Annotated in this window: 12 protein-coding genes; 11 read left to right on the plus strand and 1 reads right to left on the minus strand. The window is 54.3% G+C overall.

The features are described from left to right. Positions 1-103: 103 nt before the first annotated feature. The 10 genes from ACTOVJ_RS00760 (at position 104) to ACTOVJ_RS00805 (ending at position 10,609) form a co-directional block, all read left to right on the plus strand. Positions 104-1,516 carry a CCA tRNA nucleotidyltransferase gene (locus ACTOVJ_RS00760; protein ID WP_449502814.1) on the plus strand — a complete coding sequence of 471 codons (1,413 nt, stop codon included), beginning with the start codon at positions 104-106 and terminating at the stop codon, positions 1,514-1,516. Then, complete coding sequence (locus tag ACTOVJ_RS00765) at positions 1,513-2,802, plus strand: MFS transporter (protein ID WP_449503799.1); 1,290 nt, start codon at positions 1,513-1,515, stop codon at positions 2,800-2,802. The genes ACTOVJ_RS00760 and ACTOVJ_RS00765 overlap by 4 nt, the downstream gene beginning before the upstream one ends. A 78-nt stretch (positions 2,803-2,880) precedes the next feature. Next, positions 2,881-4,248, plus strand: a complete 1,368-nt coding sequence (locus ACTOVJ_RS00770; protein WP_449503798.1) for an AI-2E family transporter — start codon at positions 2,881-2,883, stop codon at positions 4,246-4,248. Positions 4,249-4,259: 11 nt separating this feature from the next. Further along, positions 4,260-6,452 carry a transglycosylase domain-containing protein gene (locus tag ACTOVJ_RS00775; protein ID WP_449503797.1) on the plus strand — a complete coding sequence of 731 codons (2,193 nt, stop codon included), beginning with the start codon at positions 4,260-4,262 and terminating at the stop codon, positions 6,450-6,452. Positions 6,453-6,617: 165 nt separating this feature from the next. Beyond that, positions 6,618-6,920, plus strand: coding sequence for a 30S ribosomal protein S6 (gene rpsF / locus ACTOVJ_RS00780; protein WP_449501522.1), 303 nt, complete (start codon positions 6,618-6,620; stop codon positions 6,918-6,920). A gap of 10 nt (positions 6,921-6,930) precedes the next feature. Next, the gene (locus tag ACTOVJ_RS00785) at positions 6,931-7,479 is read left to right on the plus strand and encodes a single-stranded DNA-binding protein (protein ID WP_449501521.1); all 549 of its coding nucleotides are present in this window, start codon (positions 6,931-6,933) and stop codon (positions 7,477-7,479) included. 97 nt (positions 7,480-7,576) lie between these two features. Further along, entirely contained in the window at positions 7,577-7,813 is a 237-nt protein-coding gene (rpsR, locus tag ACTOVJ_RS00790) for a 30S ribosomal protein S18 (RefSeq protein ID WP_278058425.1), read from the plus strand. Between the two features lie 15 nt (positions 7,814-7,828). After that, positions 7,829-8,278 carry a 50S ribosomal protein L9 gene (gene rplI / locus ACTOVJ_RS00795; RefSeq protein WP_449501520.1) on the plus strand — a complete coding sequence of 150 codons (450 nt, stop codon included), beginning with the start codon at positions 7,829-7,831 and terminating at the stop codon, positions 8,276-8,278. Positions 8,279-8,456: 178 nt separating this feature from the next. Continuing rightward, a complete protein-coding gene (locus tag ACTOVJ_RS00800) occupies positions 8,457-8,825 on the plus strand; it encodes a hypothetical protein (protein ID WP_449502790.1) in 369 nt (122 codons plus the stop codon). A 389-nt stretch (positions 8,826-9,214) separates the two neighbouring features. Next, positions 9,215-10,609 carry an MATE family efflux transporter gene (locus ACTOVJ_RS00805; protein WP_449501518.1) on the plus strand — a complete coding sequence of 465 codons (1,395 nt, stop codon included), beginning with the start codon at positions 9,215-9,217 and terminating at the stop codon, positions 10,607-10,609. On the opposite strand, the gene ACTOVJ_RS00810 is transcribed toward ACTOVJ_RS00805, so the two are convergent. Next, positions 10,606-11,946: an MFS transporter gene (locus ACTOVJ_RS00810; protein WP_449501517.1), complete on the minus strand. Its 1,341-nt coding sequence runs from the start codon at positions 11,944-11,946 to the stop codon at positions 10,606-10,608. The two genes, ACTOVJ_RS00805 and ACTOVJ_RS00810, sit on opposite strands and share 4 nt — an antisense overlap. A 222-nt stretch (positions 11,947-12,168) precedes the next feature. On the opposite strand from ACTOVJ_RS00810, the gene dnaB reads away from it, so the two are divergent. Next, on the plus strand, positions 12,169-13,527 hold the full coding sequence (gene dnaB, locus ACTOVJ_RS00815; protein WP_449502787.1) for a replicative DNA helicase: 1,359 nt from the start codon (positions 12,169-12,171) through the stop codon (positions 13,525-13,527). Positions 13,528-13,566 lie beyond the last annotated feature (39 nt).

Genomic DNA, 13,566 nt, shown 5'->3' on the forward strand with positions numbered 1-13,566 from the left:
ATTCGACTCGAATTCATGGCACCCTTATAAGGTGCCTACCGATGAATCGCTTCCGCTTACACAAAAAACTTCCGCCGGTACGAACCGACGTGCCGAGGTGTTGATGCAAGGACTCGCGTCCCTGCGTCAGCTTCCTGCGGCAATCCTTCAACTGGGATCCATTTTCTCACGTTCCGGGTATGAATTGGCACTCGTCGGAGGCCCAGTTCGCGACGCGTTCTTGGGACGGCCGATTCACGACTTCGATTTCACCACCTCCGCACGCCCGGAAGACACGGAGAAACTACTCGAAGAGTGGGCAGACGGCGTCTGGGACATCGGCAAGGAATTCGGGACAATTGGTGCTGCCAAGGATGGACTTGTGGTGGAAGTAACCACATATCGCACCGAGGAATATGATCCCAATTCGCGCAAACCTGAAGTGAAATACGGCGACAGTCTCGAAGGTGACCTCACGCGGCGTGATTTCACGGTGAACGCCATGGCTGTGCGAGTTCCGCAGCTGGAGTTGGTTGATCCATGCGGCGGTCTCGACGATCTCGAAGCTGGTGTTCTTGATACCCCAGTTGCCGCTGAACAGAGTTTTGATGATGATCCGTTGCGCATTATGCGTGCGGCGCGTTTCGCATCCCAGCTGGAATTTGATGTGTCGCAACGCGTGATGACAGCCATGGCAGATCAAGCTTCGCGCCTTGACATCGTGTCGGTTGAACGCATCCAAGCGGAGCTCGAAAAGCTTATTGTTGGCGCGTGCCCACGCCGCGGAATCGAACTGATGGTTGAAACCGGCGTCGCCGACGTCGTTCTTCCAGAGGTTTCTGGATTGGTCGCCACGGTCGACGAACACGGCCGTCACAAGGACGTCTATCAGCACACTCTCACTGTTCTTGATCAGGCGATCGCGCTGGAAACTGATGCCGATGGAGCAGTTCCTCAGCCAGATTTCGTGCTCCGATTCGCGGCACTGATGCACGACGTCGGCAAGCCAGCTACTCGAAAATATGAGCCAGACGGGACAGTCTCTTTCCATGCGCACGATATCGTCGGCGCGCGGATGACTCGACGCCGAATGAAAGAATTGAAATTCGATAAAGCCTCAATGAAAGCCGTCTCGCGGCTGGTTGAACTGCACTTGCGTTTCCATGGCTACGGTGAACAGGCGTGGACCGATTCTGCTGTGCGCAGGTATGTCACAGACGCCGGAGAACTCCTTGAGCGTCTGAACCGGCTCACTCGTGCTGACGTCACCACACGCAATAAGCGCAAAGCGCGTTGGCTCAGTGCAGCGATGGACGATCTCGAAGAACGTATCGTGGCGCTGAAGGAAAAAGAAGAGCTCGATGCTATTCGTCCGGATCTTGACGGTGCTCAGATTATGGATCTGCTGGGGATCACCCCTGGGCGTGACGTTGGTGAGGCACGCAAGTACTTGCTGAATCTTCGTATGGAAGAGGGGCCTTTGGGTGAAGAAGAGGCCACACGGCGTCTGCTCGCGTGGTGGGAAGAACGGGCGTGAAACTCCGTGAATGCCTGAGCTATCGGCAGTTCCGCCGGTTGCTTGCGATACGGCTCGTTTCCCAAACAGGTGACGGTTTATTCCAAGTAGGCCTCGCAACACTTTTAATTTTCAACCCAACGAAGGCGGCAACGGCAGGGCAGATAGCGATCGCCTTCGCGATCCTGCTCATGCCCTTCACAGTGATTGGCCCATTTGCCGGCCCTCTTCTGGATCGCTGGCGACGGCGCAACGTGCTGGTAGTGGGAAATGCAGTGCGACTGGGGCTCGCCGGGATCTTGGCAGTACTTATCGAAACTGTGGGCGACACCCCTGTGGTCTACATTCTGGCGTTGAGCGCACTGGGGGTGAATCGTTTCCTCTTAGCAGGATTATCGGCGGCGTTGCCTCATACACTTCCCTTGCGGTTATATCTGATCGCAAACTCGATTACGCCTACGCTCGGCTCATTGATGGCAGCTGTGGGCGGCGGAATCGGTGCGCTACTGGCACTCGCTCTTCCGCCGTCGTGGACATCGGGAGGCTCACTTGTGGCTGCGGCTGCCATCTTTGGGCTCTCGTCGCTGCTCTCGGTGATGTTTTTCGACGCCAGTGCTCTTGGACCGCGCACACCACCGACTTCGAGCGCGTGGAGTGATATCAGAAAAGTTACTTCCGATATGGTCAGTGGGGCGCGTTACCTCATCCACCGACGCATTCCTGCCCTCGCGCTCGCAGCGATTGCCTCCCACCGTTTTGTCTACGGTCTCAACTTCGTTGCGTTGATCATGATCTCTCGACATCTCTTAGCGGATCCGATGAATACCTCCGCTGGATTCGCGCAATTCGCGCTGGTCGGGGGCGTCTCGTTTGTCGGCAATGCACTAGCAGTGGTGGCGACACCGATTGCGAATAATGTGATGAGCCCATGGACGTGGATATGTTGGTGTTTTGGCATCACGGCAGTGTCACAGGTGATTGTTGCTGGTTCATGGCACACTCCGTGGTTGCATATCGCAGCAGTGCTCCTGGGGTTTTCTGCACAAGGGTCGAAAATTGCGGTGGACACGATCGTCCAAACCACTACGGCAGACCGTTATCGTGGACGAGCCTTTGTCTTCTATGATATGGCTTTTAACATGGCCTTTATTTTGGCTGCTCTGTCTGCGGTTTTAGTGTTACCGCCAGAGGGATGGAACCGAATCGTCTTTTGTGTGGCGACCGTCGTGTGTGGTGTGTGTGGGACAATATATGTGCGCATCGGCGTCGGCGAAAAAGACGAGGAATCCGCAGTGAGTAATCTCTGAAGTTGCGCTGTGGGCGAGTGTTCGACAAAAAGTGTCGTATCTATCGGGCACAATAAACGTGAACGAAAGAGAGGGAAAGTGGAAAACGAAACCCCACTCGCACCGGAGCGCGCGAGCGATTCAGATGGTGAGCGCCAGGCTCAGCATGTCCAACCTGATGTTGAGCTGTCAGAATCTGGCCATGACAATCACGGTATTGGCAGTGACAGCGAGGAAATTGTTCAGGCCAGCGGGAAAATTAACGGAATCGTCATTCTCGCGGTTCTTGCTCTCTTGGTGATTGTGGGGGCTGGTCTTTCCGCAATTCAAAATGTTTTCGGGCCGGTTTTCTTAGCATTTACGATCGTGCTAGCGTTCCGGCCAATCGGTCAATGGCTCATGAAGAAGGGCTGGCCGTCATGGCTTGCTGCCACCGCGATGATCATCACCGTGGTGGGCTTTATTTTGACTGTTGTGGGAATTGCTGTGTTGTCGTTGATGCCTCTGCCGGCAACACTCATGAAGTATTCGGATAACTTTGAAAACATCGTTCAAACTGTCTTGCAGTTCGCTCAAGACAAGGGGATCGAAACGCAGGATTTCTCGGTATATCTCAACCAACTGAATTTTAATTCGGTTGTGGGATGGGCATGGAGCCTGTTCGATTATGTCTCGTCAGTGGGTGGTCTGATTATGATCGTCGTGGTGGCGTTGTTCTTCATCACGGTGGACACGATGGTACTCGGATCACGAAATACGATCATGCGAATGACGCACTCACACCTCGCTTCAGCACTCGGGAGCTTTGAACGCAGGGTTCGCCAGTACTGGATTATCTCCACCGTTTTCGGTCTGATTGTGGCTGTGATTGACGCCATCGGTATGCAGATGCTTGGTGTGCCGCTTGCGTGGACCTGGGGTGTCTGGGCATTCATTACGAACTACATCCCGAATGTGGGCTTCTTTATGGGGGTTGTTCCCCCGATGCTCATGGCATTGCTGGATCAGGGATGGCAATCGATGATGTGGGTAGCCGTGCTCTATGTGGTGTCGAACGTGGTGATCCAGACCTTCATCCAACCGAAGTTCACTGGCGATCGTGTTGGCTTGTCGACGACGGTCACCTTTATCTCGTTGACGATTTGGACGGTTATTGTGGGATGGTTAGGATCCATTCTTGCGGTGCCTCTCACACTTTTCTTCAAGGCTCTCCTAGTAGACTCTGACCCCAGGAGCAGGTGGGTTGACGCATTCCTCATCTCGGAAGACGAGGCGAAAACGCGTCGGCGTGAAGGTTTTTACGATATTGATGCTGAAGTAGAGGATGAATTTATAGAGTTCCGAAATCCCTTTGGTGGATCTTCGAACGAAGACACGGGCGAGGGACAGAAGAAGAACCACCGTCGGCTCTCTGGGCTAACTGGGCAGCTTAAAGCGCCTAGAAGGCATGCAAACAATGACAAGTGAGGGAAATAATGGTGACGTCAACGAAGGCGAAGACTAAGCCGAAGCGCGTTAAAGGGTGGAACTATCCGCGCGCGGGCTACGGCCCTATTCGCCGGTGGGTGCCTTCGTGGCGTGTAGTTATCGGGGCTTTTTTACTGTTGATCGCTCTCGGCTTTGGAAGCCTGGCCGGCCTATATGCGGCGACAAAGATTCCAGCGCCTGCAGACTTCGCATTAGCACAGAACACGATGACCTACTATGCGGATGGAAAAACGAAACTTGGATCCTTTTCCAAGGTGAATCGTGATTCAGTTCCGTTAGATAAGATTTCTCCGTTTATGCGCAACGCAGTGGTGGCCAGCGAGGATCGACGTTTCTACCAGAATAACGGTGTGGATTTGAAGGGTATCGCGCGCGCATTTTGGAACAATATTCGCGGCTTGCCAACCCAAGGTGGGTCAACGTTGACCCAGCAGTATGCCGAACGCTACTACACTGGAACGAATGCGTCGTTGGTTTCCAAAGGTAAAGAAGCTCTCCTCGCTTTGAAAATTGATCGCAGTCAGTCCAAAGAACAAATTTTGGAAAACTACCTGAACACCATCTATTTTGGCCGAGGTACGTACGGTATCGAATCTGCAGCGAAGGCATACTTCAATGTTTCTGCCAAGGATCTCACTCTTGAACAATCAGCCCTTATTGCGGGGATTATCCCTGCCCCCTCAGCGTGGGATCCTGCGATTAGTCCTCAACGGGCTCAGCAACGCTACGAACGTGTGCTGAATCTGATGAAAGAAGACGGTTGGATCACCGCGGCGGAGTACAACGGAGCCAGCAAAACAATGCCGAAGACGATCTCCCCTTCAGCGAATCATTCACTGAAGGGAACCACTGGCTATATTGTTACGGCAGTTAAGTCCGAACTCATTAACCAGGGCGGATTCAGTGAAGAAGAAGTTGATCGCGGTGGATTTAGTGTGACCACAACGATCGAACCGAAGAATCAGAAAGCTCTGGAAGAAGCAGTGGCGAAGCTTCCGAAAGATCGTCCGAAGAACAACTACGTGGGCGCTGTGTCGATGAATCCAACAAACGGCGAAATCGTGGCATTTTACGGTGGCGCTGATTATGCGAAGCGTCAGCGAAATCTCGTGACACAAGATCGCGCTCAGGGTGGCTCGACGTTCAAAGTTTTTGGATTGCTTGCTGCTGTCCGTGAAGGATGGGGGCCGTATTCGCGTGTGGATTCGCCTGCGCATTACAAAGTTGGCAGCACAACCTTCAACAACGTCGACGAGCGTGACCACGGTTCTGTGACACTTGCTCGCGCGACGGCTCAATCGATCAACACTCCTTTCATCATCCTCAACGAGAAGGTAGGTGCCGAGAAAGCAAAACAGGCCGCGATTGATCTTGGCCTTCCCGAGAAGACTCCAGGCTTGGATTCACGTGTCGGAAATGTTCTGGGTTCCGCATCTGCACGCCCGATTGACATGATCAAGGTGTTTGGCACACTCGCGAATGATGGAAAGCAAGCCATCCCACATCTCATTCGAGAAGTGAAGGATAAGGCTGGAAACGTTATTTATACTGGTCCGACTTCAGCGAACCAGGTGATCGAGGCGAACGATGTTCGCACGATGAACCAGATGATGCAAGGTGTCTACGACTGGGGTGGAACTGCTGAAGGAAAGGGTGTTTCTGGACATCCCATGGCAGGGAAAACCGGTACGTCGTCAGGCCCATGGTCTGCATGGATCGGTGGCTACACCCCGCAGCTTGCGACTGTTGTGGACATGATTCAGATCGGCCCTCATGGTGAGGAAGAAAAACTGGCGCCGTTCGGCGGGGAGACCCAGGTGGCAGGCGGTAATTTGCCAGGCATTGTCATGCACGAGTACATGAATGCTGCCCTGGCAGATATGTCGCCAGAGAAGTTCCCACTCCCTGAAGGGCAAGCGGCACCCGAGCCTTATGTTCCGGCTCCGAAGTACCAGGCTCCAGAGCCGGATCCAACACCTGAACTGACTCCGACGCCAGATCTCAGTACCCCGGCACCTGAAGAAGAGCCAAAGCCTCAGCCGACGAAGGAACAGCCAAAGCCGTCAGTTCCGGAGAACCCCGTTGAGCCACCGGTGAATGACGGGGGTTTGAACCACACGTATCCACCGCCGGCTCCTCCTGGACATGAGCCTGCAAATAATTCGGTTCAGCACGGAAAATAGTGTGTGAACATGTTCTCCACATGTGGCCCAAAACGCACGAAATTTCACGGCTAATCCGGTAGAGTGATGCGGTGCATGTGCCACACCCGTGAGACATGCACAAGCATGAACCCTCCTGTTGCGGAAGGACCGCAACCGTTTTAGACCAAAGGAGGTGGGTATACCATGCGTCAGTACGAGATGATGATCATCCTCGATCCTGAAGTTGATGAGCGTAACCTGCAGTCTTACCTCGACAAGCTGCTCGCCGTCGTCCCCGCCGAAGGCGGAACTGTGGACAAGACGGACATCATGGGTCGCCGTCGCCTCGCCTACGACATCAAGAAGAAGTCGGAAGGCGTGTACGTGGTCGTTTACATGACCGCCGAGTCGGCAACCGCACTGGAGCTCGATCGCCAGCTCGGACTCAATGAGTCCGTTCTGCGCACCAAGCTTCTGCGCTTCGAGCCCAAGCAGGCAAAGAACTAAGGAGAAGATCATGGCAGGCGAACCGATTATTACCGTCACCGGCAACCTCACGGCTGATCCGGAACTCAAGTACGTAGGCTCTGGTACGCCTGTTGCTTCCTTCACCGTGGCGTCCACTCCGCGTACGTTTAACCGATCCACGAATGAGTGGGAAGACGGCGAAGCGATGTTTGTTCGCTGCTCCGTTTGGCGCGACTACGCAGAAAACGTAACCGAATCTCTTTCTAAGGGAATGCGCGTTATCGTGACCGGACGCCTTCAAATCCGCTCTTACCAGCGCAACGATGGTTCTCAGGGAACCTCCGTTGAAATGCAGGTTGATGAAGTGGGTCCGTCATTGCGCTATGCCACCGCACAGGTGTCAAAGCGGGCAGGCGGTAACGGCGGAGGAAACCGTGGCGGAAATTCCGGCTTCGGCGGTGGCAACAACTACGCACCCCAAGGCGGGTACAACCAAGGACGTGCATCGTACGATGCACCCCAAGGTGGCTCGGCAGGGGATCCGTGGGGCCAGGCGCCGGCAGGTGGATCGTCGTTCGACGATAACCCGCCGTTCTGATCTCTTACGGCCTCGGTCAATGGCTGAGGCACTCGCGCGTCACACGCGTATCTCATGAACTTTTTGGGGTTTCGACCCCGTATAGAGAAGAGGAATAATGGCAAAGCCAGTTCTGCGCAAGCCGAAGAAGAAGGGAAATCCCCTCAAGGCTGCGAAGATCGAGAACATCGACTACAAAGACACCGCAACCCTGCGCAAGTTCATTTCGGACCGCGGTAAGATCCGCTCGCAGCGCGTCACCGGCGTCACCGTTCAGCAGCAGCGTCAGATCGCTCGCGCCGTGAAGAACGCGCGTGAAATGGCACTGCTCCCCTACACCAGCTCGAACCGCTGAGAGGAGTAATAAATAATGAAGATTATTCTTACTCACGGAGTTAAGGGTCTGGGCGACGCGGGCGATGTCGCCACCGTCAAGGATGGCTACGCTCGTAACTACCTCATCCCGCGTGGCTACGCTACCGCGTGGACTAAGGGTGCTCAGCGACAGATCGATCAGATCACGGAGTCGCGTCGTAAGCGCGCTACCGAATCGATCGAAGCTGCTCGCGAGGCTCGCGAGGCAATCGAAGGTGTCACCTTCCAGATTGTGAAGACTGCTGGTGAAAATGGCCGCCTCTTCGGTGGCGTTTCGACCGCTGATGTTGCCCAGGCTATCAATGCTGCCACCGGCAAGAACGTTGATCGTCGTTCGATCAACCTGTCGCAGCACATCAAGTCGGTTGGTGAGTACACTGCACTGGTCAAGCTCGGCGAGGATATCGAGGCTCGCGCCAACCTTTCGGTTGTAGCTGCCTCATGATGTCATGATGAGGGGATGTCGTTACGTCAAAGAAGCTCGCGAACATTCGTTGATGTTCAACGCGGGATGACGTGGTAGTAGCGGTCAGATCCAGCTGAATTTTGTGGCGGTGGAGAGGTTTTCCTCTCCACCGCCACTTTCGATATATCATAGGAACATTCAATAGAAGGAGTGCATAATGGGTGAGCAGCCCGTGAAGATGACCACTACTGCGATCGTTGAATATTTCCCTATTCTTGCGTGGGTAGGGTTAGCGACATCGTTTACGCAAAATGTTGGTGACTCGACTGACTCCTTTTGGTTACTCCTTTTTGAGGCAACTCTCTTAGTGCTATTCGCAGGATGGTCAGTGACTTCAGCACTTGAGTACGGCAAAGGGCGTGAGAACATTGCCCTCATCTTTGTTTTGCTCGTGGCGTGTGTGGGCATGTTGGCTTTCTGGCAATCGCAGTGGGCGCGTCTAGCTGCGGTGGTTCTTGTGATTGCGTACGTCATCCTTTCGCGCAGGATCAACCGTCGCCCCTGGGAAGAACCCACGCATCAGTGATGTCCGTGGCAACGCCATGTATTTTGTTGTTGTTGTGAGTAGCGGTAGGACATGAAAAGAGTAAAGTTTCCACAGAGGCTGTGGAAACTTTACTGTTTATTGTGGATTTCTTGTCTGAAACAGTGGACAAGTAGTGGAAAAATAATCGAAGTTATCCACAGTTTTGCACACAGTTACCCACAATCGTGGATAAATTCGCAGGAAAGCCCGTAATTTCGCCCACCGAGTTATTCACATCTGTGGAATATTGCTCCATTCGGTACATTGGCGGCACGCCCAGCCTGTGTAAAAACCTCAAGTTCTCCACAGCACATTATTTTGGAATACGAGTCCACATATCTTCCACGCATTCCGGCACCATGATCGCATACGCGGGTAAGGTGGAAATGATGACATCACGAAAAGAACATTCACATGCCGTAACGCACGATTCTCAGGACGCAGGCAAATATGCAAACGCGCTGAATTCACGCGAACTTGACCATCAAATACTTGCCCTCGCATTGCCCTCGCTCGCTACACTCCTCGTGGAACCACTCCTCATCGGGGTAGATTCGACGATGGTCGGGCGTCTTGGGACGGTTCCCCTTGCCGGTCTCTCACTTGCCTCCACGGTGTTAGGCACCATCGTGGGCGTGTGCATTTTTCTTTCCTATGCCACTACTGCTGCCACTGCACGTTTTGTCGGTGCAGGAAAGCCTGCACGTGGATTGCGTCAAGGGATCGACGGCATGTGGTTGGCGCTCACTCTGGGTGCCATCCTGGCAATTACTCTGCATATATTTGCACCATCAGTGATCGGACTATTCCAGCCCGCTGCGGACGTCGCTGATCAAGCTGTTGCCTATACACGTGCCTGTGCGCCTGGCCTGCCTGGAATGCTCCTCGTCTTGGCAGCAAACGGAACTTTACGTGGCTTTGCGGACGCCAAAACGCCACTCAAAGCTGCCACGGCTGGAGCACTCGCCAACATCCCATTGAACGCCTTTCTCATCTATGGTGCAGGACTTGGTGTTGCTGGTGCAGGCGCTGGTTCTGCTATCGCGCAAACTGCAATGGGCGGCTACCTGACCTACGCCGTCGTCAAACTGGCTCGCGCACACCATGCACCTCTCACCCCGTCGGGAGGCGGAGTGATGCGCTCATTACGCGACGCCGGGCCGCTCGTGATTCGCACGCTGTGTCTGCGTGCTGCGCTCATCTTACAGATCTCGGCTGCAACGCACCTGGGAACCGTGCAACTAGCCGCGAATCAGATCGTGATGACGATGTGGAACTTTGCTTCGTTTGGAATGGATTCGCTTGCCACAGCCGCACAAATCCTCACCGGTCAAGGGCTTGGGCGTGGTGACACGCATGAGGTGCATCGGATCTTGCGTCGCTGTGAGGCGTGGGGTGTCCGAGCCGGTATTGGTGTGGGGATACTTTACGTACTCCTCGCATTCGCCGTACCGTGGGCGATGACTGCCGACGGTGAAGTGCGTGAGGTTGCACGATATGCCATGTGGGTGATTGCCGCGTCGATGCCAGTTGCGTCGGTTGCCTACATTCTCGACGGCGTGCTGATCGGTGCGGGGGATACTCGCGCGCTCGCGCGTTACATGGTGATTGCGCTGGTTGCTTTTGCGCCGGTTGCTGTGCTCTTCCTGCTATGGAAGGCAGGTACAGTCGGTATGCTTGCGCTATGGGGCGGATATGCTCTCGTCTTTATGGGAGCACGCGCTGCCACCATGATGTGGCGTGTGCGCGGAACCGCCTGGATGGGACTGAAGAAGAACCGCTAGGCTTCAGTCGCGTGTTCATCACCGCGACGAACACGCTGGACTGTCAGATCTGCATTTTCTTGCTCGGAGAGGTGAGCGCGTTCGCGCGGACCGTTGATTGAGACAAACGGCCAGTGACGGGCGCGGTGAAGTTCCACGTCCCAATGCGACTTTGTCCACACAAAAACCACCAGTGAGACAATCAGGGCTGCGATGCCACCGATCGCTAACGACCACCGCGCGCCAAAATTTTCGCCGACCCATCCTACAAGAATGGCACCGAGTGGAGTGGATCCAAGGTTGATTGCGAAGTAGATCGCCAGGGCGCGCCCGCGTAGTTCCGGCGGAACGGAAGTTTGAATCAGGGTGTTACAGCCGATCAAGAATGTCAGCATGAGGAACCCGCATGGAACCATGAGAAGAGCGAACACCCAATAGTTGATCGCGAAAGCTGCACCGATCGACATGAATCCGAAGGTGAAGCCAGCGAAGAGGATATAGGAAAATCGCGGAGCAGCACGTCGCGCAGCAATTAACGCTCCCGAAAGAGAACCGATTGCGAGAGCGGAGCCGAGCAAACCGTAGTCGCCAGCACTGCGGTTGAAAACTTGTGTAGCCATCAGCGCCTGAGTCATCTGGAAATTGAAGCCCAGGCCGGAGATCACACCGACGAGTATCAGGATACCGAGGATATCGCTACGCGTTTTGATATACGAAAAGCCCTCGCGAACCATCCCTTTGTGACGCGCGACTGCTGAGAAGGGGAAAAAGTTTTCCTTCCGCATGAGGATGAGTGTGACAACCGGCACGAAGAAGATCGTGAAATCGGCAATGAGAACCCATCCGGCGCCGAACCAGTCAATCATCACGCCTGCAGTTGCTGGGCCGATGAGACGGGCGATATTAAATGCTGTGGAATTGAGCGAGATCGCGTTCGGAAGTGCGCTCGAGGGAACGAGTTCGGAGACGAACGTGTTGCGTGTGGCAGAGGTGAGGGCGTCAGAGGTGCCGGCAATAAAGGCCAGAAGATACACATGCCACAGCTGTGCATCCCCGGTTACGACGAGGATACCCAAGATGAGTGAGAGCATTGCAATAACGATCTGGCCAGCCTGAATCACCCGACGTCGGTTTCCGCGGTCAGCTAGTACTCCGCCAAGTGGTCCGAGGACAATTTGAGGCGCAAACTGCAAGGCCGTCACAATTCCGACTGCGATTGCCGAATTATCTGTGAGTATGGTCAGCACGATCCAGATTTGGCACACGCGTTGCACCCACATCGCACTTGCTGAGAAAAAGTTCGAGATGAACCAGAGACGATAGTTGGGGTATTGCAGGGAGTGGAATGTTTTCGACAAGGTAGTTCCTCGGACGTCGCGTGCAAAACTTCTCTTCAGCTTACGCCGGTTTGTGACGTATTTTAAGGAAGCCTACGTCACGTCTTCATGTCGATTTCTGTTTGTGGTGGTGACGGCAGTGTGTGGACGCCACCACAGGCGGGGTAATGTGAGAAAGGCGTGGACACCACTAACTGATCGGGGACGCGGATATGATGGGGCCGAGAGAAAGAGGTTGCTTCCGTGAGTGAAATTATTGCGAACTCAAGCTTCGAACGTACGCCCCCGCAAAACATTGAAGCTGAGATGAGCGTGCTTGGCGGCATGATGCTATCCAAGGACGCGATTGCTGAAGTCGTGGAAGTATTGCGCACCGACGATTTTTACCGTCCTGCACATGCAACTGTCTTCGAAGTGATCATGGATCTTTTCTCGCGCGGCGAGCCTGCCGACGCGGTGCTTGTCGGTGGAGAGTTGGATCGGCGCGGCAAACTTGAACAAATTGGCGGGCGTGCCTATCTCCATACTCTTGTCTCGGGAGTGCCGACGGCGGCGAATACCACCTATTATGCGCAGATTGTGCGCGAGCAGGCACAGTTGCGCTCATTGGTTGAGGTTGGAACGCGCATTACACAGCTGGGATACAACACCGAAGTTGGCGACGTCGCTGCTTTGCTCAACATGGCGCAATCAGAGGTCTACGCGATGACACAGTCGCGCGCATCCCATGATTATGCTGCTGTTCGTGAAGTGATTCCTGGGCTGATTGAAGAGCTGGAGGCGAATGCGGCTCGCGATGGCGGCCTGGCTGGTTTGGCAACGGGTTTCACTGATCTCGATGACGTTCTCTCCGGTTTACGCCCCTCGCAGATGATCATCGTTGCAGCTCGTCCAGGTATGGGTAAGTCCACCTTAGCGATGGATTTCTGCCGACATGCAGCAATCCGTGAAAACAAACCTGTTGCTTTCTTCTCTCTGGAAATGAACCGCAACGAATTGATGATGCGTGTTCTCGCCGCTGAAGGTTCGGTATTCCTCAATAAGCTCATTCGTGGTGACATTGACCAGAAGGGGTGGGAAGCTATTGCTTTGACGATTGAGAGGATCGGTGACGCTCCGCTCTTTATTGATGATTCTCCGAATCTGACGATGAGTGAGATCCGAGCGAAGGCTCGTCGTCTGCGTCAGCAAGAGGGCATCGAACTGATCGTGATTGATTACCTCCAGCTTCTTACTTCGGGTGGACGAACTCCTGAATCGCGTCAGCAAGAGGTTTCAGAATTTTCGCGTTCGATCAAGCTCCTAGCGAAGGAGCTAGAGATTCCAATTATCGCGATCTCACAGCTTAATCGTGATCCAGAAAAGCGTAATGACAAACGTCCTCAAGTGTCTGATCTTCGTGAATCAGGTTCGTTGGAGCAGGACGCCGACGTCGTCATCCTTATCAACCGACCCGACGCAGAGGAAGCGGGAATGGAAGCTCCGCCTTCTGAGGTGATTATCGGAAAGCATCGTTCTGGCCCGACGGGCACAGTGGAGTTGGCTTTTCAGGGGCACTTTGCGCGATTCTCGAACTTCGGCGGCATGGATATGGCTGGCTAGTAATTCGGGTTGTGAGCCGTGCGCGAACTCGCGCTCACA

The organism is Arcanobacterium sp. (ex Cirak et al. 2026) (assembly GCF_053585065.1).